Origin of the sequence: Marinibaculum pumilum, from assembly GCF_042646425.1 — a bacterium.
In the GTDB taxonomy this organism is placed as follows: Bacteria; Pseudomonadota; Alphaproteobacteria; order Ferrovibrionales; family Ferrovibrionaceae; genus Marinibaculum; species Marinibaculum pumilum.
On record NZ_JBHRTR010000028.1, the window covers coordinates 585721 to 610399 of the forward strand.

Consider the following 24679-nt stretch of genomic DNA (forward strand, 5'->3'; position numbering starts at 1 on the left):
AGGGATCATGCGGGCGATCATCGCGGTCAGTGCCGCGCTCGACCGGGCCGCCCGGTGGGGCGCGGCCATCGGCTTCACGGCGATGCTGGTCTTCGTCGCGATCCAGGTGGTCGCCCGCTACATCTTCGACAGTCCGCCGATCTGGACTGAGGAACTGGCCCGCTATGCCATGGTCTGGGCCGGCCTGCTGGGGGCGGCCTGCGCCTTCCGCGCCGGAGTCGATCCGGTTCTGGTGCGCCGCGCCGCAATACCGGGGCGCGGGGTGGGGCATCTGCTGCGGCTGCTGCGCGCCGCGGCCGCCCTGATCTTCGTGCTGCCGGTGCTCTACTACTGCCTGTTCGGGGCCGGCGCCGATCCGTCCCGCGGCTATATCGCCCGCGCCGCCGCGAAGACGGCGGACACATTGGGCTTCCCGATGATCTGGGTGGCCGCCGCCGTGCCGGTGGCGCTCGCCCTGATCGTCATCCACATCCTCGCCTTCCTCGCCGCCGGCCGCGATTCCTACGAGGCCGAGCAGGTGGAGGCGGCCAGCCGAGAGTCCAAGCCATGAAAGTCTTCATCGCCGGCCTGGCGACCGAGACCAACACTTTCTCGCCGATCCCGACCGGCGAGGCGGCCTTTGCCGAGAACAGCCATATCGACAGCCCGGCGACGGCGGCGGAGCCCGATCCCTTCTCCGCGCCGCTGCATGTCTGGCGCCGCATGACGGAGGAGCGCCAGGGCCAGGTGGCGGAGAGCATCTGCGCCTTCGCCATGCCGGCGGGCCGCACCACCCGGCCGGTCTATGAGCGGCTGCGCGACCGCATCCTCGACGACCTGAAGAAGGCGATGCCGGTCGACGCCGTGCTGCTGATCATGCACGGCGCGATGGTCGCCGACGGCTATGACGATTGCGAGGGCGACCTGATGGCCCGCATCCGCGCCATCGTCGGGCCGGAGGTGCCGATCGGGCTGGAGCTGGACCTGCACTGCCACATCACCGAGGCGATGCTGCAGAACGCCACCGCGATCATGACCTTCAAGGAATATCCGCATGTGGACATTCCCGACCGCGCCGCCGACCTGTTCGGCATCGTCGCCGATGCCGCGTCGGGCCGGACGAAGCCGGTGATGGGCGTCTTCGACTGCCGCATGATCAGCATGTATCCGACCACCCGCGAGCCCGGCCAGTCCTTCGTCGCGAAGATGAAGGCGCTGGAGGGCAGGGACGGAATCCTCGGCGTCAGCTGGGGACATGGCTTCCCCTGGGGCGACGTGGCAGAGGTCGGCGGCCGCATCCTGGTGGTGGCCGACGGCGACAGGACGAAGGCGGATGCCCTGGCGGAGGAACTGGGCCGCGAGGTCTTCGCCATGCGCGATGCGGTCGCGAACAGTTTCGTCGACACCGATGCGGCGCTGGACCGGGCGCTGGAGGTCGATGCCGGCAAGCCGGTGGTGCTGGCCGATGTCGCCGACAATGCCGGCGGCGGCGCGCCCAGCGATTCCACCTTCATCCTGCAGCGCATCCTGGAGCGCGGCATCGAAGGCGCGGTCAGCGGCCTGTACTGGGACCCGGTGGCCCTGGGCTTCGTGGCGGAAGCGGGGGAGGGCGCGACCCTGGACCTGCGGATCGGCGGCAAGTGCGGCCCGGCCAGCGGCGATCCGCTGGACCTGCAGGCCAAGGTGCGGGCGATCCGCGACGGGCTGCAGCAGCATTTCGGTCCGTCGCTGGCGCCGATCGGCCGTGCCGCCTGGCTGACCGTACGGGCGCTCAAGGACGGGATGCCGGTGGGGCCGGAGGTGGAGATCGTGCTGAACGACCAGCGCACCCAGACCTTCCATCCGGAGGCCTTCACCCAGCTGGGCATCGACCTGGGCAAGGCGCGGATCGTGGTGGTGAAATCGTCGCAGCATTTCCATGCCGGCTTCGCACCGATCGCGGCGGAGGTCCTGTACGTCACCACTCCGGGCGCGATCGCGCCGGACTTCGCTGCGATCCCTTATACCAAGAAGGCCGATCCCTTCTGGCCGCGGGTGGCCGATCCTTTCGCGGCGTGAGGGAGGAAGCCGGTGTTGGTGCGTCACCCTCATCCTTGAGGTTACAGCATTCACACCTTTCCTTGACGTGCCTTCCCTGTCGCCGTCGTCCTTGGGCCTGACCCAAGGACCGTGAAGATACGGAGAAGCTGCGCAGCGTCCCTGTCTCGTCGCGACCCCCGGGTCAGGCCCTACGGGATTCACACATCTCGTCAGGGGATCGGATACGGCCCCTGCCGCCATGCATCTAGCGGTGGCGGGAAATGGACAGGTCGTTGCTGCCTGTTCGTCATCCTCGCCCTCGAGGCGAGGATCCATTCCGCAAGCCGCGCGGCCCCGCTAAGCCTGCGGAATGGATTCCATGGTCAAGCCATGGAATGACGACCTTGGGGGGGCTCGCCCCTGACACGAGGCCCAGACGGGACAAGGACGCCACGCAACTTCGCCGTACTGCTACCCTCATTGGACTCGACCAAAGGACGACGGCGGCAGGGAGGCGCGTCGATGAGATGTGTGAATGCCGTAGGGTCAGGCCCGAGGACGACGGCAACAGGGCAGGGCAACGGGGACGCCTATGCGGCTATCCCTACCAGTCCCAGAGCGGCTTGCGGGCGATGAAGAAGCCGCTGGTATAGCTGCCGAAGCCCGAATCGAAGATCCGGATCTCGCTGGCCAGGGCGCTTGCCGCCCGGGCCAGGGCGCTGTCCGGGCTTTCCGCCCGCGCGCGGATGCGATCCAGCCGTTCCGGCAGCGGGCCGTAATAGGCCTGCCAGTCCTCCGCCGACAGCAGGTGCTGGCTGATCGGCTGCAGGCCGGCTTGCGCGATCTCCGTGACCACCTGGCCGGGTGTGACCATGTCGGGATAGGCGTCCTTCCAGAAGGCGGCGATGTCGCGCGGGCGCTGGTCGGGGGCGGAGAGCCAGACGAGGTCGCTGAACAGCAGCCAGCCGCCCGGACGCAGCAGCGGCGCCCAGCTGGCCAGTGCGGTGCCGCGGCCCACCGCCCAGACGCTGGAGGAGGCCCAGATCAGGTCCAGTTGGTCCATGCCCAGCCGGTCGAGGAAGTCGCCGCACATGTCGCCGACGAAAACGGTGACCCGCGGCGCGATGCCGGCGCGGCGGGCACGGTCGCGGCAGGCGCGGGCCATCTCCGGCAGGGCATCGACGGCATAGACCTGGGCCTCCGGCAGGGTCAGGGCCAGGTCGACGGCATCGGCGCCGGTGCCGCAGCCCATGTCCGCGATCCGTGCCGGATGCGGCAGGAAGGGATGCACCAGCGCCAGCATCCGCGCGGTGGTCTCCTCATGCCCCGGCCCCAGCCTGTCGAGCCCGGCGAAGATCTCCGCATAGGCCGCAGCCAGTTCGGGTGGCGCCTGTCGCCGCGTGTCCTTCAATTCGGTCATGGCCCGCCGGGTGGGAAATGTCTTGCGAGAAGGTTGCAGCGACAGGATAGGTGGCCGGCGCCGCTTGCGAAAGCGCGTGATTTGACGCGGCAGGCTGGCCAAGCCCGGCGCGCCGGGGGCATAGTGCGGCGGTCCCGCAAACCGCAGGGGTATGCACGGATGTCGTTTCGCTTCGGGCGCCTATTCCGGCCAGGTCGCCGATTGCCGGGGTTGCGTGCCGCCCCGCTTCTGGCGGCCTGCCTTCTGCCGGCCGCCCTTGCCGCCTGCAGCGGTGCACAGACCGTGGGGCGCAGCGTGCCGCCGTTCGAGGAGGATATCGTCGCCTTCCTGGAGGATGAAATCGACGACGATATCGAGCGCGAGCGCCTGCTGATCGGCTATATCGACCTGAACGAGGATGGCGGCGACGAGGCCTTCGCCCTCTACCTGCAGGAGGACAACTGCAAGGGCAGTGCCTGCGGCGGCTGGATCTTCCAGCGTGCGGCGCGCACCTCGGACCTGGATGAAGACGAGCGGGCGCCGCTGGCGGTGGTCGGCCGCTATGCCAGCTTTTCCCTGCCGGTGGCGAGCGGGCAGCGCCGCACCAACGGCTGGAAGGACGTGATCTTCCGCGATCCGGCGACCGGTCGCGACGACAGGCTCCGGTTCGACGGCCGCGTCTACCGCTGAGCTAGGCTTTCCCAATATAGGTAGAAACTTGTCGTTCTCGGGCTTGACCCGAGAACCCATTCCGCAAGCCAAGACGTCCCGCGGAGTTCGCGGAATGGATCCTAGGCTCAAGGCCTAGGATGACGGCTTGGTGTCGCAGCATTGTTTCCGCCATTTCTTGTAGTGCTTTAGTTCGTGATCAGCTCCGGCCCCATGAAGGTGTGCGGGACCACCGTGGAGATCCACGGCACGTAGGTGATCAGGATCAGGAAGACGAACAGCACTGCCAGGAACGGCAGTGCCGCCTTCACCACCGCCATCATCGGCATGCCCGCGACACCCGATGTCACGAACAGGTTCAGGCCGACCGGTGGCGTGATCATGCCGATCTCCATGTTCACCACCATGATGATGCCCAGGTGGATCGGGTCGATGCCCAGTTCCATCGCGATCGGAAAGACCAGCGGCGCGACGATCACCAGCAGGCCGGACGGCTCCATGAACTGGCCGCCGATCAGCAGGATCACGTTGACGACGATCAGGAACATGATCGGGCCGAAGCCGGCGGCCAGCATCGCCTCCGTGATCTGCTGCGGGATCTGTTCGTCGGTCAGCACATGCTTGAGGATCAGCGCGTTGGCGATCACGAACATCAGGGTGACGGTGAGCTTGCCGGCCTCGAACAGGGTGCGCCTGGTGTCGGGATGGACTAGCGCGGTGAGCAGCGCCGCGGGATGGCGGAACAGCGACAGGTTGGCCCGGCCGTCGCCGGTCGCCAGCGGACCCATGTCGCGATAGACGAAGGTTGCAATCAGGAAGGCGTAGACCGCGGCCACGGCGGCGGCCTCGGTCGGCGTGAAGACGCCGCCATAGATGCCGCCCAGGATGATCACGATCAGCAGCAGTCCCCAGACCGCCTCGCGCGCGGCGGCGAAGACCTCCCGCCAGCCGGTCCATTCGCCCTTCGGCAGGTTCCTGATCCTGGCGATGGCATAGATCGCCACCATCAGCATGCCGCCTGCCAGCAGGCCGGGCAGCACGCCAGCCAGGAACATCCGGCCGACGGAGACGTCGACCGCGGCGGCATAGACCACCATGACGATCGACGGCGGGATCAGGATGCCCAGGGTGCCGGCATTGCAGATCACCCCGGCGGCAAATTCCTTGGTGTAGCCGACCTGCCGCATGCCGGCGATCACGATGGTGCCGATGGCGACCACGGTCGCCGGCGACGAGCCGGACAGGGCCGCGAACATCATGCAGGCGAAGACGCCGGCAATGGCCAGCCCGCCAGGGAAATGGCCGACGCAGGCGATCGAGAAGCGGATGATCCGCCGTGCCACGCCGCCCGTCGACATGAAGGCGGAGGCCAGGATGAAGAAGGGGATCGCCAGCAGGGTGTAGTGGCCCTCGAAGGCGGAGAACAGGGTCTGCGCGATCGAGGCCAGCGAGGAATCGGAAAAGACCAACAGGAACAGGATCGACGACAGGCCCAGCGAGACCGCGATGGGTACGCCGACCAGCAGCAGGCCGATGATCAGCAGGAAGAGAAGGGCGACTTCCATCCTCAGGCGTCCTTCAGCTTCTGTGCCGCTTCCTCGACGGCCTCCTCCGCCTCGTGCGAGGCGACCAGGCTGTCGAGCCGGCCCCGCCAGAGTGCGACGAAGGCCTGGACATAGCGGTACAGCAGCAGGGCCATGGCCAGCGGCAGGACGAAATAGGGCAGCAGGCGCGGAATCTTCTCGTATTCCTCACCTTCGTTGAAGACGTCCTGGATCCAGTCGAGCGGGTGCAGGCCGAACAGCTCCGGCATCGGGGTGTCCTGCGTCTCGTACCAGCCCTTGGCCCGGAACTTCTCCTCGAAGCCGAGGGGAAACCAGCGGCCCTCCGTGGCCGGCAGGTTGGCGAAGTTCGCCCAGTAGTCCCAGGACCCCTTCAGCAGCAGCAGCGCGTAAAGGATGCAGCACAGGGCGGCAAAGAGGCCGAACTGACGGCGGCGCGGCGGCGCCAGGGCCAGGAGCACGGCATCGACACCCAGATGGGACTTGGTCTTCACCGCATAGGCGGCGCCGATCAGCACCATCCAGCCGAACAGGAAGACGGTGACTTCCAGGCCCCAAAGGATGCCGGTGTTGAGGATGTAGCGGGCGACCACGTTGGCGAAGGTGATGACCGTCATCAGGCCCAGGAGCACCGCGACGAAGTTCTCCTGGAAACGGTCGAAGGCCGTTCGAGGCTCGTGCATGCCGATCCTCTCCCCCCGCGCGTTCTTTATATCGCTGTCCGGCTTCTATGGCCGTCCGGGCCCGTAGCCCCGGTGCGCTGCGCGGCCCGGAGCACCGGGCCGCGCAGGCATCACGACCGAAAGCCGGTCAGTTGGTCATCTGGTTGGCGGACTGGGCAGCGGCGATATTGTCCGCCCCGACATCGTCGGCGAACTTGTCCCAGACCGGCTTCATCGCCTTGACCCAGGCGGCGCGCTGTTCGGGGGTCAGGGTCCGGACCACGCCGCCCGCATCGATGACCGACTGCTTGGCGGCGGCATTGACGGCCGTGGATTCCTTGTTCCGGGCCTCCGTCACCTCGGCGACGATGGTCAGGAACTGGTCGCGTACCGCCGGATCGAGACTGTCGAGCCAGTCGACCGAGGTGACCAGCAGATAGTCGATGATGCCGTGGTTGGTCTCGGTAATGCCGTCCTGCACCTCGAAGAACTTCTTGCCGTAGATGTTCGACCAGGTGTTCTCCTGCCCGTCGACCACGCCCTGCTGCAGGGCGCCGTAGACCTCCGAGAAGGCCATCGCCTGCGGCGTGCCGCCCAGCGCTTCCATCTGGGCTGCCAGCACGTCGGAGGACTGGACGCGGAACTTCAGCCCCTGGGCGTCGGTCGGCAGCAGCAGCGGTTTGTTGGCCGACATCTGCTTCATGCCGTTATGCCAGTAGGCCAGTCCCTGCAGGCCGCGGCGCTGCATGCTGTCCAGCATGGCCTGGCCCGCGTCGGAGGCCTGGAAGGCCTCGACCGCGTTGATGTCCTTGAACATGAACGGCAGGTCGAAGATGCGGAACTGCTTGGTGAACTTCTCGAACTTCGACAGCGACGGCGCGGCAAGCTGGACATCGCCCTGCAGCATCGCCTCCAGCACCTTGTTGTCGTCATACAGGGTGGAGTTCGGGAAGACCTCCATGCAGGCCTTGCCGTTCATCTCCGTATTGACCCGCTCCGCAAGCAGGGTGGCGGCGATCCCCTTGGGATGCTTGTCGGTGTTGGTGACGTGGCTGAACTTGATGACGGTCTCGCCCTCGTCGCATTGTGCCATCGCGGCGCCTGCCGACAGGCCGATGGCCGCAACGGCCGTGAGGCAAAGAATTCCGAACCGCATTTTCGATCCTCCCTGAAGGTTGCCGGCACTTCTGTTCTGCCGTCATGCCCCCTACCGCTTTCGCGGCCACCGCCTTCGCGGCTGCCGCTGTCGCGGCCGGCAATCGCGGCTTGCCAAGCCGCCCGGCACCGCATGGCCCGGGCGTTGCCTCGTAGAGTGACGTGAATCCGCGGTCAGGCCAAGCGGATTGGCATGGCTGCCTTCAGCGGATTGCATGGGCAGGGGCGGAAATGCGTGGCCGGCTCAGTCGACCGGATCGTCTTCCTCTGCCAGCAGGGCGCCGTGCAGCGGGCCGCTATCCATCAGGTCGGCGAGGGTGTGCAGCGCCGAAACGAGGCGGAGCTGCGCCGCGTCATCCATGGCGGAGAAGGCCGCCAGGAAGCCGTCATGCATCAGCGGCGGCGCCTGGGACAGGACCTCGCCGCCGCGCGCGGTCAGTTCGGTCAGCACGATGCGGCGGTCTTCGGGCTTGCGGGTGCGGCGGACCAGGCCCCGTCCCTCCAGCCGATCCAGGACCGTCGTCACGGTCGGCGCACTGAGCGAAATCTCCGCCGCCAGACCGCCGGTACTCAGGGCGCCGCGGTCGTGCAGGCTCTGCAGGATCACGATCTGCGGGATCGTCAGGCCGCTGGCCCGGGTGACCCGCTTGGACTGCACATCGACGGCGCGCGTGATGCGCCGGATGGCACGCATCAGGTCGGCGCTCAGGCCGGCCAGGTCGGCACCGTCGTACACGGTCCCTGTGGACGCTGCGCCGGCATGCGGCTGGCTTTTCGCCGCCGCGGTGGAACGACTGGCCGGACCGACCGTTCCATTTCCTGCAACCGGAAGCGCTCCGTCCGCATCATCCGACCCGCCGTCCGGTCTGCGTCGGCGCGTCCCGGCCGGACCGCCGTTGCGGCGTCGGCCGCCATCGATACCGCGTTCCACCATGTTCCGTCCCAGAAATGATTAGAGGTCAAACAATTTGACATCTAACCGATGGCTTCTTACCTAGAGTCGGACGGTCCGGAGTTCAACCGGAAGAGATGGAATTCGCGACGATCCCGCAGGCCTCGGGCGCCGCGGCTGAGGCCGTGCCACTGCGGGTGGCGCGCCCTGCCGTGCAGCCGGTGGGAGGCATGCCGGATCGCGCAGTCAGGGATAGAGGGAGCATATGTGCGGCATTGCGGGTGAGGTTCGCTTCGACGACGGCCCCGCCTCGGCAGAGGCGGTGGCAGCGATGGCGGAGGTCCAGGTTCCGCGCGGCCCGGACGGCTCCGGCCTGATCGCCCGCGGCCGCGTGGCGTTCGGCCATCGGCGCCTGAAGATCATCGATCTGTCGGACCGCGCGGAGCAGCCGATGGCCGATCCGGCGCTCGGCCTGACCGTGGTCTTCAACGGCTGCATCTACAACTACAAGGAGCTGAAGGCGGAGCTGGAGCAGCTCGGCTATGTCTTCTTCTCCAACGGCGATACCGAGGTGGTGCTGAAGGCCTGGCATGCCTGGGGCCGGGATTTCCCCAACCGGCTGCACGGCATGTTCGCCTTCGCGATCCACGAGCGCGAGAGCGGGCGCGTCGTGCTGGGCCGCGACCGCTTCGGGATCAAGCCGCTCTACCTGTCCGCCGGGGCGAAGCGGCTGCGCTTTGCCTCTTCGCTGCCGGCGATCCTGGCGGCGGGTGGTGTCGACACCGGCATCGATCCGGTTGCCCTCCACCACTACATGAGCTTCCACGCCGTGGTGCCGCCGCCGCACACCATCCTGAAGGGTGTGCGCAAGCTGCCGCCGGCGACATTGCGGATCTACGAGACCGACGGCCACTGCGCCGACCATGTCTATTGGGACCTGCCTTTCGAACGCCGGGCGGAGGATGTCGGCCTGAGCGACGGCGAATGGGCGGACCGGCTGGAGGCGGCGCTGCGGCTCGCCGTCTCGCGCCGCATGGTCGCCGACGTGCCGGTCGGCGTGCTGCTGTCGGGCGGGGTGGACTCCAGCCTGGTGGTGGCCCTGCTGCATACCGAGGGGCAGAAGGGGCTGAAGACCTTCTCCATCGGCTTCGAGGATGCCGGCGGCGAGGAAGGCAACGAGTTCCGCTATTCCGACATGGTGGCGGCGCATTACGGCACCGACCACAAGCAGATCTTCGTGCCGCAGGACGACCTGATGGAAGCCCTGCCGCCGACCATCGCGGCGATGTCGGAGCCGATGGTGTCCTACGACAATGTCGCCTTCTACCTGCTCTCGCGCGAGGTGTCCCGCCACGTCAAGGTGGTGCAGTCCGGCCAGGGCGCGGACGAGATCTTCGGCGGCTATCACTGGTATCCGCCGCTGGCGAACAGCAACGACGTGGTCGGCGACTATGCCCGGGTGTTCTTCGACCGCGACCACGCGCGGATGGCGCAGCACCTGTCGGCCGATTATGTGGCGGAGGATTACAGCCGCGACTTCGTCGCCGCCCATCTGGGCGCACCCGGCGCGGCGACCCCGGTGGACCGGGCGCTGCGCCTGGACAGCCGGATCATGCTGGTCGACGATCCGGTGAAACGGGTCGACAACATGACGATGGCGCACGGGCTGGAGGCGCGGGTGCCGTTCCTCGACCATGAGCTGGTGGAGCTGGCGGCCAGCATCCCGCCGGAGCAGAAGCTGCGGGACGAGGGCAAGGGCATCCTGAAGGATGTCGCGCGGCGCCTGATCCCGTCGGAGGTGATCGACCGGCCGAAGGGCTATTTCCCGGTGCCGGCACTGAAATACCTGGACGGGCCCTACCTGGACATGGTGCGGGACGCATTGACCGGTTCCGCCGCCCGCGGCCGGGGGCTGTTCCGCAAGGACTATCTGGAGACATTGTTCGCCGACCCGAAGGCACATATCACGCCGCTGCGCGGGTCCGAGCTGTGGCAGGTCGGGCTGCTGGAGTTGTGGCTGCAGAGCCACGGCATCTAGGCTTGCCGGTGAAGAAGGACGCAGGACGCGCGCGCGCAGGGTTGCAGGGACGGCGAGGCGGATGACCAAGGACCGGGAAAGCAGGGAACGGCCGGGCGAACGCAACCGCTCGGCCACCAACTACCGGCGGCGGATGCAGCGGCTGCGGGCGGAGGCACGGATCGCCCAGCAGCCGGCGACCCGCGGCGGGGACGAGGTTCCCGCCCACAACGCCACGGTGGATTGCGGCTGGGGCCGGGTGCTGTTCGGCCAGACCTTCGAGGATCCGAAGGAACTGGTCGCCGCGCTGCGCGACGAACGGGCGGAGCGGCGCGACATCGCCTTCTACGTGCGCGACCCGCATGTCGTGGTCGCGCATGCGCCGCAGGAGGTCTTCCTCGATCCGTCGAACACCTACCGGCTGGAACTGCCGCGCTACCGCCCCGCCCAGGTGCAGCCGCGCGGCTTCACGATCCGGCGGCTGAGCGATCCGGCCGACCCGGAGGCGGTGAACCGGATCTATGCCGCACGCAACATGGTGGCGGTGCCGCCCGAATTCCTGTGGGGCAATCGGGACAGCCGGAAGATCACGGTGTTCCTGGCGGAGGACGAGATCACCGGCCAGGTGGTCGGCACGGTGACCGGCATCGATCATCGCCAGGCGTTCGGCGATCCGGACGGCGGCTCCTCGCTGTGGTGCCTGGCGGTCGACCCGCAGGCGGTGCAGCCCGGCATCGGCGAGGCGCTGGTGCGCCGGCTGGCGGAGCATTTCGCGGCCCGCGGCGCGCAGTTCATGGACCTGTCGGTGATGCACGACAATGCGCAGGCGATCGCGCTGTACGAGCGGATCGGCTTCGTACGGGTGCCGGTCTTCGCCGTGAAGCGCAAGAACCCGATCAACGAGGCGCTGTTCACCGGGCCGGTCCCGGTCGAGGCGCTGAACCCCTATGCCAAGATCATCGTCGACGAGGCGCGCCGGCGCGGCATCGCGGTGGAGATCATCGACGCCCCGAACGGCTATTTCCGCCTCTCCCATGGCGGCCGCATGGTGATGTGCCGGGAGGCGCTGTGCGAACTGACGACGGCTGTCGCGGTCAGCATCTGCGACGACAAGACGGTCACCCGCGGCTTCGTCGAGCGGGCCGGCATCCTGGTGCCCCGCCAGGTTGATGCCGATGACGCGGACGGGCTGGCGGAGCTGCTGAAGGACGGCGGCTCCGTGGTGGTGAAGCCCGCGCGCGGCGAGCAGGGCCGCGGCATCACCGTCGACGTGAAGGGCGAGGCGGCGGTGGAGCGGGCGATCGAGGATGCCCGCCGGCACTGCGAGCATGTCATCGTCGAGGAGTTCGTGCGCGGCCAGGACCTGCGGCTGGTGGTGATCGATTACAAGGTCGTGGCCGCGGCCACCCGCCTGCCGCCGCGGGTGGTCGGCAATGGCCGGCACACGGTCGCGGAACTGATCGCGCGGCAGTCCCGCCGCCGCGAGAAGGCGACCGGCGGCGAGTCCCACATCCCGCAGGACGAGGAGACGGAGCGCTGCGTCGTCGAGTCCGGCCATGCGATGGACGAGGTGCTGGGAGAAGGGGTGGAGGTCACGGTCCGGCGCACCGCGAACCTGCATACCGGCGGCACCATCCACGACGTCACCGACCATGTGCACAGCGTGCTGGTCGACGCGGCGATCAAGGCGGCGCGGGCGATCAACATTCCCGTCGTGGGCATCGACCTGATCGTGCCCAACCCGCAATCGCCGAACTATGTCTTCATCGAGGCGAACGAACGGCCCGGCCTCGCCAACCACGAGCCGCAACCGACGGCGCAGCGGTTTGTCGACCTGCTGTTCCCGCTGTCGCTGCCGGCGTCGGTGCGGGAGAGCGCCGCCTGAGCGGCCGTCCGGCAATCGAAAGGGAGGAAGATGACCCGCCTGGAAATCGATACCGACTATCTGGCCAAGCGGCTGAAGCATTTCCTGGAGATCCCGAGCCCCACGGGCTACACGGACAATGTCGTCCATGAGGCCTGCCGCGAACTGAAGCGGCTGGGCATCAAGTTCGAGATCACGCGGCGCGGCGCGATCCGCGCCCGCATCCCGGGGCGCAAGCAGAACCCGGCACGGGCGATCATCTCGCACCTGGACACACTGGGCGCGCAGGTGAAGTCCCTGAAGGACAATGGCCGGCTGGAACTGGTGCCGATCGGCCACTGGTCGGCCCGCTTCGCGGAGGGCGCGCGGGTCACGGTATTCTCGGAGGCCGGCACCTATCGCGGCACGATCCTGCCGCTGAAGGCGTCCGGCCATACTTTCGGCGACGAGATCGACGAGCTGCCGGTCGGCTGGCCCTATGTGGAGCTGCGCATCGACGCCCGCGCGCGCAGCCGCGCCGAGGTCGAGGCGCTGGGCATCGATATCGGCGACATCGTCGCGATCGATCCACAGCCCGAGTTCCTGGACAACGGCTTCATCAATTCCCGCCACCTGGACGACAAGGCCGGCGTGTCGATCATGTTCGCCGCGATGGAAGCGATGATGCGCGAGAAGGCGCATCCGCCGGTCGACATCTACTTCCTGTTCTCCACGGCTGAGGAAGTGGGCATCGGCGCTTCCGCGGTGCTGACACCGGATGTCGCGGCAATGGTATCCATCGACAATGGCACCACCGCGCCCGGCCAGAACAGCCAGGAATTCGGTGCCACCATCGCGATGGCCGACCAGACGGGACCGTTCGACTGGCACCTGAACCGCAAGCTGGTGCAGCTCTGCCGCGACAACGACATCCGCTACCAGAAGGACGTGTTCCGCTACTACCGCTCGGATTCGGCCTCCGCCCTGGCCTCCGGCGCGGACATCCGGACCGCCCTGGTCGCCTTCGGCATCGACGCCAGCCACGGCTATGAACGCATCCACATGCATTCCCTGCGATCCATTTCCGAACTGGTGACGGCCTATGCGCTGAGCCCGGTGGAGATCGCACGCGACGCGGAGGATCTGGGCCCGGCCAAGGGCTTCACCCACCAGCCGACGCAGGAAGCGACGCAGCAATTGTCGCCGAAGGTGGAGATCTCCGAGGACGAGATGAACCCGGCGGAATAGGCGACCCGGTCCGTTTCCGCTCATGTTGCACTGCCACATAAAGCGATGACCCTGCGGGCGGGCCTGTGCTAGCCTGACCCGCAGGGCGGCAGACTGGATGTTGGGGGCAGCAGGGCGTGGCGGCGCGGATCTACACCATCGCACAGCGCAAGGGCGGGGCCGGCAAGACCACCCTGGCGATCCATCTGGCCACCAGCTGGGCCGCTTCCGGCAAGTCGGTCGCGCTGGTCGATATCGACCCGCAGGGCAGCCTCGCCGCCTGGTCGCAGCTGCGCCAGTCCGCGGTGGCGGAAGGCCGGCTGAAGGGACGCGGCGCGAAGCTGGACGTGGCGGCCCTGTCGGGCTGGCGGACCGGCGGCGCCGTCGACCGGCTGCGCAACGCCCATGACGTCATCGTCATCGATTCCCCGCCGCATGCGGAGACGGATGCCAAGGTCGCGGTGCGCGCCGCAGACATGGTGCTGATCCCGGTGCAGCTGAACCCGCTCGACCTCTGGGCCTCCGATGCGACGGTGAAGCTGGCGGAGGCGGAGCGCAAGCCCTACCTGTTCGTGCTGAACCGGGTGCCGGCGCGCGGCCGGCTGGGGGACGAGATCCGCGCCGAGCTGGACCGCCGCAACTGGCCCTATGCGAAGCAGAGCCTGGGCAACCGCCAGGCCTTCGCCGCCAGCGTCAATGGCGGCATGGGCGTGGTGGAGGAAGCGGCAAGGTCGCGCGCCGCGGCAGAGGCCTCCGACCTGTCGAAGGAGGTCTGGCGGCGCTTCCGCACCTGACCGGTCGGCACTCCGGAGGGGCCGTTGCTGATCCTGTTCACTGATTTCGGTCTTGCAGGCCCCTATACCGGCCAGATGAAGGCGGTCCTGCACCGCGACGCGCCCGGGGTGCCGGTGATCGACCTGTTCGCCGATGCGCCCGCCACCGACCCGCGCCATTCCGCCTATCTGCTGGCCGCCTATGCGCCGGCGATGCCGGCCCGCAGCATCTTCCTCTGCGTCGTCGATCCGGGTGTCGGCAGCGACCGCCCGCCGATGATCCTGCGGGCCTGGGACCGGCTGTTCGTCGGGCCGGGCAACGGGCTGTTCGAGCTCTGCCAGCGCCGGGCTCTGGACGCCGCCGCCTGGCGCATCGACTGGCGGCCGCCCGGCGGCATCTCCGACAGCTTCCACGGCCGCGACCTGTTCGCGCCCGTGGCCGCGGCACTGGCCGGCGCGGCGGTGCCGGAAGAGTTCGGCGCGCCCGCGCCGCCGGGGCTCGGCCGGCAGCCGGACTGGCCGGACGACCTGGCGGAAATCGTCTATCTGGACGTCTACGGCAATGCGATGACCGGCCTGCGGGCGCAGGCCCTGCCGGCGGCGGCGCGCCTGCAGGTGGGCGGGCATGTGGTGGAGCGCGGCCGCACCTTCTCCGACCGGCCGGAAGGAGAGGCGCTGTGGTACGAGAACGCGAATGGGCTGGCGGAGATCGCGGTCAATCGCGGCCGCGCCGATGCGCTGCCCGGCATGCGGCGCGGCGCGGCGGTGACCATCCTAGACTGAGGTCCGCGGCGCCTTACAGGCCGCCGACCGTGCCTTCGCGCCGGGGGTCTGCGGCACCCACCCAGCCGTCGCCGCGGCGCTGCACGATCGCCAGGCCGGAGGTGGCGGGGCGGAAGCGAAGCTCGTGCCCCTTCGCCGCCAGGACATGGGCCAGGGCGGCCTGGCGGGGTCCGCTTTCCAGCACGGCGCCGCCGCCGGCGGAAAAGGCATGCGGCAGATTCACCGCATCCGCCGGGCCGAGCCGCCAGTCCAGCAGGGCGACCAGGGCGGCGGTCACATAGCCGATGATGCTGCTGCCGCCGGGCGAGCCCAGGATCGCGTACAGGTCGCCCCTGTCGTCGAACACCAGGGTCGGCGCCATCGACGATCGCGGCCGCTTGCCCGGCTCGACCCGGTTGGCCACCGGTCGCAGGCCCATTGCCGGCCGGAAGGAGAAATCCGTCAGCTGGTTGTTCAGCAGGAAGCCGCCGACCATGCGGTGGGCGCCGAAGGCGGTCTCGATGGAGTTGGTCATGCTGACCGCATTGCCCAGCACGTCCACCACGCTGAGATGGCTGGTGGACGGCATCGACAGGTCGAGTCCGGGATCGAAGGGCCAGAGCCGGCCCTCCTTCTGCAGGCCGTCGCCGGCCGGCAGGGGCGGCGTGCCGGCAGGGACCGGTTCCGGCAGGGCGTCGAAGCCGACCAGCGCGGCGCGCTCCGCCAGGTAGGCAGGGTCCAGCAGGCCGGCCACGGGGACGGGCACGAAGTCGGTATCGGCGATATAGAGGTTGCGGTCGGCGAAGGCGAGGCGCAGCGCCTCCACCAGCCGATGGGCGGCGGCGGGGTGCCAGCGCCCGTCGTCGGGTGCCAGCCGCGCCATGTCGGCCTGCTCCAGGATGCCCAGTGCCTGCAGCACGGTGATGCCGCCGGAGGAGGGCGGGCCCATGCCGCAGACCCGGTAGCCGCGATAGGGCGCGCAGACCGGCGCGCGCACCTTCACGCGGTAGGCGGCCAGGTCCGTCGCCGACAGCATGCCGGGATTGGGCGCCCGCTGTACCGCGGCCACGATGGCATCCGCCAGCGGGCCGCTGCTGAAGATCGCGGCACCGCCCCAGGCCAGGGCGGTGAGGGTGTCGGCCAGCGCCGGGTTGACCAGGCGGTGGCCCACCGGCGCGGGCCGGCCGCCCGGATAGAACAGCGGCCCGGCGGCCGGGTCCGATGCCAGGACCGGGTCGCCGGCCAGCAGCGCGTGCAGCCGGGGCGAGACCGCGAAGCCGTCGCGGGCCAGTGCGATGGCCGGCGCGACCAGCTCCGCCCAGGGCATCTGCCCGTCGCGCCGGTGCAGCGCCTCCAGCAGATGCGGCAGGCCGGGCACGCCGACGGAACGGCCGCCGACTACGGCCTCGCGGAAGCCCATCGGCCCGCCGGTCGCCTCGTCCAGGAACAGCTGTGGCGTCGCGCCCTCCGGCGCGGTTTCGCGCCCGTCCAGCGCGGCGACCGTGCCGCTGGCCGCGTCGAAGGTCAGCGCAAAGCCGCCACCGCCCAGGCCGGAGGATTGCGGTTCCACGACGGCCAGCACCAGGGCGGCGGCGATGGCCGCATCGGCCGCGCTGCCGCCGCGCGCCAGGACCGCCTCCCCTGCCCGGGTCGCATGGGGGTTCGCAGTGACGATCATGGCGCCCTGGCGCGCGACCTCCGCTGCCGGGCGGGCATAGGGCAGCTGTTCCCGCGGATCGCCGCGTGCGGGGCTCGGGGCGGCGCCCGCAGCCGGGCCGGCGGCGGCTTCCGGTTCGGCGCGTGCGGTGTCGTGGACGGGCGCGGCCGGCGACTGGGCGGCAACCGGGGCTTCGGCGGCGATCGGTGCGGCCCATGGCGCCAGCAGGCCGGCGGCAAGGGCGGGCAGCAGCAGATGGCGGGCGATGCCGCGCAGGCTGGTGGCGTCTCGCCGCATCATCTCGTCGCTTCCTCCTCCGCTTGCGCAGGCATCACCGCATCGGTGCTGTGCCGCCTGCGGATGGCACTCGCAGGCGGTGCGGTCAAGTCGCGGCCCGCCCGGTCGTGCCGCGGCAGGGCGGCGGGCGAGGTTGCGGGCCGGCCGACGGCCCTTACACTGCGCGCCATGAACGATGGCTCGGAGATGGCGGGCGGCGCGGCGCCCGGACCCTGCAACGACCTGACCGATGTCGGCGGTCTTGCCGTCGGCCATGCGGTGGACGAGGCGGCCCGGACCGGCGTCACCGCGATCCTGCCGGCGGATCGTGCCGCCGCGGCGGTCGATGTCCGCGGCGGCGGTCCCGGCACGCGGGAAACCGACCTGCTGGGGCCCGATGCCGGCATGGACGCCATTGATGCGCTGGTCCTTTCGGGCGGCTCGGTGTTCGGACTGGACGCCGCCGGCGGCGCCGTCGCCTGGCTGACGGCGGCTGGGCGGGGCTATCCGGTGGTGGGCCGCCGGGTGCCGATCGTGCCGGCGGCGATCATCTTCGACCTGGTCAATGGCGGCGACAAGGGCTGGGCGGAGCCGGGAACCACCGTCGCGCCGCCCTATCACCGGCTGGGGCGGGAGGCGGTCGCCGCGGCGGCGGAGGGCATGGGCGGTGCGGCGCCGTTCGCGCTGGGCAATGCCGGCGCCGGCTATGGCGCCCGCGCCGGCTGGCTCAAGGGGGGATTGGGCTCCGCCTCGCTGGTCACCGCGGACGGCCTTGCGGTGGCTGCCCTGGTGGTCGCCAACCCGGTCGGCAGCGTCCTGCGCCCGGGCAGCATGGAGTTCTGGGCGCGCCCGTATGAGCTGCAGGACGAATTCGGCGGCCACGATGCGCCGCAGCGGCCGGCGCCGGCGGTCGATCTGCCGGCGGACAGCCGGATCGGCGCGCCGGTCGGCGCGGAGCTGAAGGGGGCGAACACCACGATCGCCGTCGTGGCCACGAACCTGGACCTGGACAAGGCGGCGCTGCGACGGGTGGCGATGATGGCGCATGACGGCTTCGCCCGCGCCATTCGTCCGGTGCACACGCCTTTCGATGGCGATACAATTTTCGCGCTGGCGACGGGCCTGCGGAAGGCATCGCACTGGCCGCAGGCGGCGCAGGACTGGCTGCTGGCCCGCTGCGGCGCCCTTGCTGCCGACTGCGTGGCCCGTGCCGTGGCGCGCGGGGTGTACGCGGCCGAGAGCCTGGGCGATGCCCCGGGCTATCGCGCCGTTCTGGCCGGGCGGATGTCCGGCGGACAACGGGGAGAGTAAGAATGAGGAAACTTCTGGTTGCGGCCGTCGCCGCGACGCTGGCGCTTGGCCTGTCGGTCCCGCTGACCGCAGGCCCTGCCCAGGCGGCGAAGGAGACGAACGATCTGGTCCTGGGCATGGTGCTGGAGCCCAAGGGCCTGGACCCCACCGCCCGTGCCGAGCTGGCGATCACCCAGGTCACGCTCTACAACCTGTATGAGGGGCTGACGAAGGTGAACGGCGACGGCTCGGTCTCGCCGCTCCTGGCGGAAAGCTGGGAGGTGTCGCCCGACCTGAAGACCTGGACCTTCAAGCTGGTGCCCGATGCCACCTTCCACGACGGCACGAAGCTTACGGCGGCGGTGGTGAAGGACGCCTTCACCCGCTACGCGGCGGAGGACAGCACCAACAAGCGCAAGCAGGACTTCACCAACATGACGTCGATCACCACGCCGGACGACGGTACGGTGGTGATCGAGCTGGAGAATGCCGACCCGAACCTGCTGTTCAACCTGGCGCAGGAGACGGCGGTGATCACCGACGCGAAGTCGGCGGCGACCAACGCCACCCAGCCGGTGGGCACCGGACCGTTCAAGTTCAAGGAATGGGTGCAGGGCGATTCCATCGTGCTGGAGAAGGACCCCGCCTATCGCGATGCCGGCGATGTCGCCCTCGACCGTGTGACCTACAAGTTCATCGGCGACGATGCGGCGATCGTGAACGGCCTGCTGGCCGGCGATATCGACGCCTTCCCGATCGGCGTGCCTGTGGAAAGCCTGGAGCAGTTCGAGAACGACGACCGTTTCGCCGTCTCCGTCGGCACGACGGAGGGCGACACGATCCTGTCGATCAACAACAAGAAGGCGCCCCTGGACGATGTGCGGGTGCGCCGGGCGATCGCCCATGCGATCGACCGGCAGGCTATCATCGACGCGGTGATGTCCGGCTACGGCACCCCGATCGGCAGCCATTTCCCGCCGCACAACCCGGCTTATACCGACCTCACGGGCATGTACGCCTACGACCCGGAAAAGGCGAAGGCGCTGCTGAAGGAGGCCGGCGCCGAGGGCACCGAGCTAACCATCAAGCTGCCGCCGCCGGCCTATGCCCGCCAGGGCGGCCCGGTGATCGCGGAGATGCTGAACCAGGCCGGCTTCAAGACCGAGCTCGAAAATGTCGAATGGGCGGTCTGGCTCGACCAGGTGTTCAAGAACAAGAACTTCGACCTGACCATCGTCAGCCATGCCGAGCCCAACGATCTGGCGATTTATTCCAGGCCCGATTACTACTTCCAGTACGACAATCCGAAGTTCAACGAGGTGCTGGCCGAGGCCAACTCCACCCTGGACGAGGCGAAGCGGACCGAACTCCTGCAGCAGGCGCAGACCATCCTGGCCGAAGATGCCGTGAACGGCTTCCTGTTCAACCTGCCCAAGGTCGGCGTCGCGAAGAAGGAGCTGACGGGGCTCTGGAAGGACGCGCCGATCTTCGCCAACGACCTCAGCGCGGTGCGCTGGGAATAGCCGGCCAGTGCCCCGGCGCCACGCGCGCCGCAGCGACCCCGACCCCGGGCCGGCAACGGCCCGGGGTTTTTCTTGCCGCCGCCACGGGCAGGCGCGCGCCCCGGCTGCGACGGAGCCACGTCGCGTCCTGTGATTGCAGGTCTTGACGGCGGGCAGGTATCCGAGCCGAGAGCCCAAAGCGGTCATTCCATGGCCTGACCCACGGCTGTCCGGTTGAGCATGGCCCGCAGTGGCGCAGCGCTATGATGCGGCTGGATTTTCGGTGGCTCGCACCGACTTCGGACATGGCTGCCGCAGCGGTGCCCCAAACAGCCGTGGGCCTGACCATGAAATTCGTTCCGCAGGCCTCGCGGTGCCGCGCCGCATGCTGAATCGATCCTCGCCCCACAGCACTGACCTCCGGGGGGCGCGGATGACGGACCGGGAGTGGCGCCCTACCGCACGTAGATGCGGACCTCGTTCGTGCCGGTCTGCGCGGTGGTGGAGGAGAGCGCCACCCGGTTCGCCGGCAGGCCCATCTCGCTCAGGGTGCGCATCACCCGTTCCGCGTTGCGGCGGGACTGGTTCTGGTTCAGCGCGGCCTGGCCGGCGCCGCCCTGGGCGGAGGCCACGGCCACCACGTCGAACAGCGCGCCCGGCCGGGCCTCCAGGGTCTGGGAGACGGCGTTGTACAGCGGCTGCGCGTAGGGGACGTTCGGCCGGTCGAAGCGGATCACGACCAGCGGCGCGCGGCCGGTATCGGCGAAGCCGCCGGGCTGCGGCACCGCGAAGCCGGCGCCGGCCAGGCTGGCATAGCCGGAGCGGTTCTGCAGCGACGGGCCCAGCATGGTGCCGGCATTGATCGCCGCGGACAGGGTGGAGATGTTGGACCGCTCCGAGGCGACATAGTTGCTCTGGCGGTTCACATCCTCGTTCAGCTCGGTCAGCAGGCGGTCGAGCACGACGATGGTGCCGTTGATCTCGTCCTCCAGCACCGCGAGCTGGCGATGATCCTCGTCGATCGCGCCGGGCAGGGCATAGATCGTGCGGGCATTGTCCAGCAGGTAGTTGGCGAGGCTGGAATCGGCGGCGACGGCATTGCTCAGGCTGTCCAGCGCGGCGACCTGGCCGGACAGCCGGTCCAGCAGGTCCTGCGCCTGGTTCCACTGGCTGACCAGCACCGGGTTCGCCGGGGTGGTGCCGAGCTGCAGCTTGGTGGTGATCGCCGCCACCGTGCCGTGATAGCGCAGGGCGTTCTGTCCGGCCTCGGCACGCACCGCCTGCAGCTGTGCGTTGCGGTCGGCGATGCCGCTGCGCAGCTGCTGCAGGTCGCCGCGCAGCGCCAGGACCTTCTGGCCGACGGCGGTGCCGGTGTCGGTCACCGGCGCCAGTTCCGGCAGCATGATGGTGCCGGAACTCAGCACCGGCTGGGTCGGCGACAGGATCGGATCGGCCATCTCGGCCTTCGAGGGCGGGATATCCACCCGATCGCCGCCGACGGAGGGCCAGAGCGCATCCTGGGAATAGGAGCAGCCGCCAAGCAGCAGGATCGCGGTCAGCGCCACCCCCGTCAGCCTGGGGGGAACGCCGCGCCGTCTCGCGGATCCGGAACGGCCGGCCGTCCCGTCGCGCCATGTCTGAAACGCTATGCTCATTCGCCTTCCGTACAGGCGCCCCTCAGTCATGCGCAGTCCCACCGCCGCTGTGTCCATTGCCGCCCAGCTGCCTCACGATACCGTGCTGCCTCGCAATGGTCCGACGCTGCGGCTGGCAAGATCCCTCGCGGGCGCACCGTCAACGCTCCCCACACGCGCCAGTCCGGCGCACCGATCGACGTGGCGCGGCAGTCCGCTGCGCCCGTCGATGTTCCGGGCCCGGGCCGTTCCCTCGACCCGGGCCCCTCCGGGGTTCGGGTCGTCGCCGGGCCGCAATGTAACCGAAGCGCCCGGCAGTGCCGGGTCACCCGTTCGTCGGATCGCCCATCGCCGGCGCTTCGGGCCGGCGGATGCCGGCGTGCCTCCTTGGCGTCGCACGACCCTGCCGGGTGTGTGGCGCCGTCGCCGTGACAGGCTTCGCCATGTCTGCGCCTGCGGATGCGTCGGACCGGCGCCCCCTCGATTCGACGGAGGATATCCCGAAGCGAATCCCATGGACAAGCACAAGCAGGGCAAACCATGGAATTCGCTGGGTTTTCACCGGTCGGTGTGGCATTTTTGGGCAAGGCGGCCGGCAGGCTGCGGCCGATGAATCCCGAATCGGGGAAAAGCGCTTGCCATGCCCGGGGGCTTCGGATAGGTTCCGCCGCCTTGACGGGATCCACCCGCCGCCGGCCGTCGGGCCGGGGCCCAATGACGGCAGGATCCCGGGCGCTGCGCCGGTAGCTCAGCTGGATCAGAGCACCAGACTACGAATCTGGGGGTCGGGGGTTCGAATCCTCCCCGGCGCGCCATTCTCCCTTCGGTCGAACGGCTTGTCCGGACTCTAAGAAGAGTTCGGACTTCGTCCTTTTGGGGCGCGCCACTTACCCATTGTCCGGTCCGTGGCCAGTCCTGAGACATGGGTGACGGTCTTGTGCCGAACCGATTGTCGCATACCCGCGACGTTTTCCCCCAACTGACGCTCTTTGCCGTTGTGCGAATCCTGACGGGTCCGGACGGTCGGCGTGCGGATCGCGGACTTTCGCCTCGTAGCCCCGGGCCCCGGGGGCGGCGCTTCAGCGATAGACCATGTCGACGCTGTCGAACGCGCCGCTGGCATGGTCCTCGCGGAACAGCGCATGGTCCGCCTTCAGGCGGTCGGCGGCCTCTTCGGCGAAGCGGATGATGTCGGCGGTGAACAGGTCGAACGGCGTCGCCGCGGCGACGATCGAGGGTTCCACGTCGTAGTCGATGCGGCCCAGATCGTCGGACAGCGCGTGGGACTTCGCCAGCGCCGCGCCGCAGACCCGGGCATAGTCCTTCCAGGTGCCGGTGCTCAGCTCGTCCAGGTCGATATCGTCGCGGAAGGGCGCGCGTTCGCGGGTCATGAAGCTCTCGCCGTCGATGCTGACGGCGCCGAAGAAGATGTCGCCATGGGCCAGCTGCACGGCCTGGCCGTGGGCGATCCGCTCGGCCTTGCCGCCGGTGTTGAACTCGGTGGGTGGCGTCAGCCCCTCCAGCGCGGAGCGGCGTGCGCGCTTGAACTCGATGATCAGGTCGTCGCTGGCATCCTTCGACGGCCCCTCGATCAGCACATAGTAGCGCGGCAGCCCCAGTGACGCGGTGCCCTGGCCGTGGCGGGCGCAGACATCCTTCACCTTCAGCCTGCCGGCGCGCCTTGGCGTCGTGAAATCCTTCGCCTTGGCCAGCTTGTCGATCGCCGCCTGAAACTTGTCGACCTCGCCCGAGATCGGCTGCAGCTCGTCGCTGGCGCGAAAGCCGCGCCCATGCTCGTCCAGATAATCCGCCTTCAGCCAGTCGCTGCGCGCCTCCCAGGCTTCCTCGAACAGGCGCCGGATCACCGCGGGCGAGTTGTCCATCCGGTATTCCTCGTTCCGCTCGGTCGCGCGCTCGGCATAGCCCTGCATCGCCTCCAGATAGCCGGCGACGAACTTCTTCACGATCTTCCGCCGCTTCTTGCGCTTCATGCCGCCGGCCTCGCGGGCGGCGATCCAGAAGCCGACCGCCCCGCGCTTCAGGTCCCAGGTGAAGGGGGCATAGGTCGCCTCGTCGAAATCGTTGACGCCGAAGATCGGGGCGCCATGGGCGTCCGGCATCACGCCGAAATTGCCGGGATGGACATCGCCCAGGGCCATCACCGTCGGCATGTGGCCGTCCTGTCCGGCCATGTCGCGGTAAAAGAGCAGCGTGGTGCCGCGGAAGAACTTGAAGAAATCGTCGGCCAGGTCGTCGAACTTGTCCTTCGCACCGTGGACGCGCTGTTCGATCCGGGTCGCATGATCCTCCCGCAGGGTCGATCGCACATGCTCGCGCCGGCGCTGTCCGGTGAGCAGGATCGGCGGCACGACCTGCTCGCCCGAGGCGATGCGGCGGGCCAGCGCATGAAAGCCCTCCACCCGTCCTTCCGCCTTGCGCGTGGGCTTGATGTCGTCGGCCCCCCTGGTCGAGCGGGTCTTGGCCATGACTTGCTCCCTTATCTGCTGTCCGGAGCGAAACCCACGGCTGCCGGTACGGTTCCGGGCGCAGGAATGTCGCGTCCGGGTAAGGATTGAGCAATCCCTGGCTGGCACAGTATCGGTCATGGCATCGGGGTGGCTGCGGAAGGCAAGATTGATTGAAGAGCCGTTCTTCTTCAGTCCTGCTGCCACCGGGAACCGTTCTTGCCGGCCGGCGGCACATCATCCCGCCGGAACCGGCCTTTTGCGGTGAGCGAGACTGAAGGCATGACGAAGATTCTGCTGGTCGACGACGACGATCTGCAGGCGCGCGCCATCGAGCTGGCGCTGCGCCGCTCCGGGTTCGGCGTGGACTGGGCGGCGGATGGCGTCGAAGGCATGGAGATCTTCCGGCGACTGATGCCGGACCTGGTGATCACGGATATCGTGATGCCGCGGCGGGACGGTATCGGGCTGATCTCCGAACTGCGGCGCATCGATCCCGCGACCCCGATCATCGCACTGTCCGGTGGCAGCATCCTCGGCCGGCTGCAGCTGCTGGAACAGGCGATCCGTGTCGGTGCCAACGCGACGATGAGCAAGCCGGTCGCCCTTGCGGACCTTTTGGCCGCAGTGCGCCGCTGCCTCGCCACGGCGGGGCGGCCGATGCCGGCCGCCCGGCTGACCGGGACCGCCCCCCTGCACTGACCTGAACGGCTGCCACCGGCCTGACCGGCGATCACCCGCGCAGCGGTTGCCGCTGCCCTCAGCCGGTGCGCGCCCGCTGCACCGCGTCCAGCACGTTGCGCCGCAGGTCCGCCACCCGGCTGGCCACCTCGCCGGCACCCGCCTTCACCGTCTCCGTGTTCGCCGCCGTACGGGACGCCTCGGCCGAGACCCGG

Annotated in this window: 19 protein-coding genes and 1 tRNA gene; 12 read left to right on the plus strand and 8 right to left on the minus strand. The window is 69.1% G+C overall.

Annotated elements, in window-relative coordinates; genetic code table 11:
- Positions 1-7 precede the first annotated feature (7 nt).
- Both ACFOGJ_RS15380 and ACFOGJ_RS15385 read left to right on the plus strand, forming a co-directional pair.
- On the plus strand, positions 8-550 hold the full coding sequence (locus tag ACFOGJ_RS15380) for a TRAP transporter small permease (RefSeq protein ID WP_379901931.1): 543 nt from the start codon (positions 8-10) through the stop codon (positions 548-550).
- A complete protein-coding gene (locus tag ACFOGJ_RS15385; RefSeq protein WP_379901933.1) occupies positions 547-2037 on the plus strand; it encodes a M81 family metallopeptidase in 1491 nt (496 codons plus the stop codon). The genes ACFOGJ_RS15380 and ACFOGJ_RS15385 overlap by 4 nt, the downstream gene beginning before the upstream one ends.
- A gap of 565 nt (positions 2038-2602) precedes the next feature.
- On the opposite strand, the gene ACFOGJ_RS15390 is transcribed toward ACFOGJ_RS15385, so the two are convergent.
- Complete coding sequence (locus ACFOGJ_RS15390; RefSeq protein ID WP_379901934.1) at positions 2603-3418, minus strand: class I SAM-dependent methyltransferase; 816 nt, start codon at positions 3416-3418, stop codon at positions 2603-2605.
- A 282-nt stretch (positions 3419-3700) separates the two neighbouring features.
- On the opposite strand from ACFOGJ_RS15390, the gene ACFOGJ_RS15395 reads away from it, so the two are divergent.
- Positions 3701-4087: a hypothetical protein gene (locus ACFOGJ_RS15395; protein ID WP_379901936.1), complete on the plus strand. Its 387-nt coding sequence runs from the start codon at positions 3701-3703 to the stop codon at positions 4085-4087.
- A 167-nt stretch (positions 4088-4254) separates the two neighbouring features.
- Here ACFOGJ_RS15395 and ACFOGJ_RS15400 read toward each other — a convergent pair whose 3' ends face one another.
- The 4 genes from ACFOGJ_RS15400 to ACFOGJ_RS15415 form a co-directional block, all read right to left on the minus strand.
- Entirely contained in the window at positions 4255-5631 is a 1377-nt protein-coding gene (locus ACFOGJ_RS15400; RefSeq protein WP_379901938.1) for a TRAP transporter large permease, read from the minus strand.
- A 2-nt stretch (positions 5632-5633) separates the two neighbouring features.
- Positions 5634-6311 (minus strand): TRAP transporter small permease, encoded by a 678-nt coding sequence (locus ACFOGJ_RS15405; protein ID WP_379901940.1) that lies wholly within the window; start codon positions 6309-6311, stop codon positions 5634-5636.
- Between the two features lie 127 nt (positions 6312-6438).
- Positions 6439-7383, minus strand: coding sequence for a TRAP transporter substrate-binding protein (locus ACFOGJ_RS15410; RefSeq protein WP_379901942.1), 945 nt, complete (start codon positions 7381-7383; stop codon positions 6439-6441).
- 306 nt (positions 7384-7689) lie between these two features.
- Positions 7690-8181 (minus strand): MarR family winged helix-turn-helix transcriptional regulator, encoded by a 492-nt coding sequence (locus ACFOGJ_RS15415; protein ID WP_379901944.1) that lies wholly within the window; start codon positions 8179-8181, stop codon positions 7690-7692.
- A 421-nt stretch (positions 8182-8602) separates the two neighbouring features.
- Here ACFOGJ_RS15415 and ACFOGJ_RS15420 point away from each other — a divergent pair, with 421 nt between their 5' ends.
- The 5 genes from ACFOGJ_RS15420 to ACFOGJ_RS15440 all read left to right on the plus strand — a co-directional run bounded on the left by ACFOGJ_RS15420 (position 8603) and on the right by ACFOGJ_RS15440 (position 14980).
- Positions 8603-10375 carry an N-acetylglutaminylglutamine amidotransferase gene (locus ACFOGJ_RS15420; protein WP_379901946.1) on the plus strand — a complete coding sequence of 591 codons (1773 nt, stop codon included), beginning with the start codon at positions 8603-8605 and terminating at the stop codon, positions 10373-10375.
- 61 nt (positions 10376-10436) lie between these two features.
- Positions 10437-12239, plus strand: a complete 1803-nt coding sequence (gene ngg / locus ACFOGJ_RS15425; protein WP_379901948.1) for an N-acetylglutaminylglutamine synthetase — start codon at positions 10437-10439, stop codon at positions 12237-12239.
- Positions 12240-12269: 30 nt separating this feature from the next.
- Positions 12270-13445, plus strand: a complete 1176-nt coding sequence (locus tag ACFOGJ_RS15430; RefSeq protein ID WP_379901950.1) for an osmoprotectant NAGGN system M42 family peptidase — start codon at positions 12270-12272, stop codon at positions 13443-13445.
- Between the two features lie 116 nt (positions 13446-13561).
- Entirely contained in the window at positions 13562-14218 is a 657-nt protein-coding gene (gene parA, locus ACFOGJ_RS15435; protein WP_379901952.1) for a ParA family partition ATPase, read from the plus strand.
- A gap of 24 nt (positions 14219-14242) precedes the next feature.
- Positions 14243-14980 carry an SAM hydrolase/SAM-dependent halogenase family protein gene (locus tag ACFOGJ_RS15440; protein WP_379901954.1) on the plus strand — a complete coding sequence of 246 codons (738 nt, stop codon included), beginning with the start codon at positions 14243-14245 and terminating at the stop codon, positions 14978-14980.
- Between the two features lie 13 nt (positions 14981-14993).
- Here ACFOGJ_RS15440 and ggt read toward each other — a convergent pair whose 3' ends face one another.
- Positions 14994-16916 carry a gamma-glutamyltransferase gene (ggt, locus tag ACFOGJ_RS15445; RefSeq protein ID WP_379901956.1) on the minus strand — a complete coding sequence of 641 codons (1923 nt, stop codon included), beginning with the start codon at positions 16914-16916 and terminating at the stop codon, positions 14994-14996.
- A 165-nt stretch (positions 16917-17081) separates the two neighbouring features.
- On the opposite strand from ggt, the gene ACFOGJ_RS15450 reads away from it, so the two are divergent.
- Both ACFOGJ_RS15450 and ACFOGJ_RS15455 read left to right on the plus strand, forming a co-directional pair.
- On the plus strand, positions 17082-18203 hold the full coding sequence (locus tag ACFOGJ_RS15450) for a P1 family peptidase (RefSeq protein ID WP_379901957.1): 1122 nt from the start codon (positions 17082-17084) through the stop codon (positions 18201-18203).
- A gap of 2 nt (positions 18204-18205) precedes the next feature.
- Complete coding sequence (locus ACFOGJ_RS15455) at positions 18206-19705, plus strand: ABC transporter substrate-binding protein (protein WP_379901959.1); 1500 nt, start codon at positions 18206-18208, stop codon at positions 19703-19705.
- 434 nt (positions 19706-20139) lie between these two features.
- Here the strand turns inward: ACFOGJ_RS15455 and ACFOGJ_RS15460 are convergent, their stop codons facing one another.
- Positions 20140-21249, minus strand: coding sequence for a hypothetical protein (locus ACFOGJ_RS15460; protein ID WP_379901961.1), 1110 nt, complete (start codon positions 21247-21249; stop codon positions 20140-20142).
- A gap of 806 nt (positions 21250-22055) precedes the next feature.
- Here ACFOGJ_RS15460 and ACFOGJ_RS15465 point away from each other — a divergent pair.
- Positions 22056-22133: transfer RNA gene (locus tag ACFOGJ_RS15465), tRNA-Arg, on the plus strand.
- Between the two features lie 264 nt (positions 22134-22397).
- Here the strand turns inward: ACFOGJ_RS15465 and ACFOGJ_RS15470 are convergent.
- Positions 22398-23804, minus strand: a complete 1407-nt coding sequence (locus tag ACFOGJ_RS15470; RefSeq protein WP_379901963.1) for a DUF2252 domain-containing protein — start codon at positions 23802-23804, stop codon at positions 22398-22400.
- Positions 23805-24065: 261 nt separating this feature from the next.
- Between ACFOGJ_RS15470 and ACFOGJ_RS15475 the strand changes: the two genes are divergently transcribed.
- Positions 24066-24485 carry a response regulator transcription factor gene (locus ACFOGJ_RS15475; protein WP_379901964.1) on the plus strand — a complete coding sequence of 140 codons (420 nt, stop codon included), beginning with the start codon at positions 24066-24068 and terminating at the stop codon, positions 24483-24485.
- Positions 24486-24679: the final 194 nt, after the last annotated feature.